This window comes from Pseudomonas sp. EA_65y_Pfl1_P113 (assembly GCF_963970525.1).
Lineage (GTDB): Bacteria > Pseudomonadota > Gammaproteobacteria > Pseudomonadales > Pseudomonadaceae > Aquipseudomonas > Aquipseudomonas tritici.
Map to the genome: position 1 here is coordinate 1 of NZ_CAXAQM010000514.1, position 466 is coordinate 466.

1 protein-coding gene is annotated in these 466 nt (G+C 62.2%); it reads left to right on the forward strand.

Features of this window, described 5'->3' with window-relative positions; all coding sequences use genetic code 11:
• On the forward strand, window positions 1-466 hold a 466-nt coding region (locus tag AACY52_RS30840), incomplete at both ends, for a molybdopterin-dependent oxidoreductase (protein WP_339561470.1).

A 466-nucleotide genomic window follows, 5' to 3' on the forward strand; every position in this document is an offset into this window, starting at 1 on the left:
GGCGCGGATGATCACCCGTCCGTTTCCGTTCAATTCCTTCTACACGCCCAATTCACCCGATCTGGCCCCGCGGATCGACCCGCGCGACTTTGTGCTCAACGTCACCGGCCTGGCCGAGCGCAAGGACGATTGGACGCTGCGCCAACTCTACGCGTTGCCGCGCTTCACCCAGATTACCCGCCACGTCTGCATCGAAGGCTGGAGCGCGATCGGCAAATGGACCGGGGTGCGCTTTTCCGATTTTCTGGCGCGGGTTGGGGCGGACCGGCACGCGAAATACGTCACCTTTCGCTGCGATGACAATTACACCACCTCGATCGACATGGCGACCGCGCTCCATCCACAAACCCAGCTGTGCTTCTGGATGAACGACGCGGTGTTGCCACGCCAGCACGGCTTCCCGATGACGTTGCGCGTGCCGACGAAGCTCGGGTTCAAGAACCCCAAGCACATTGGCGAGATCGCG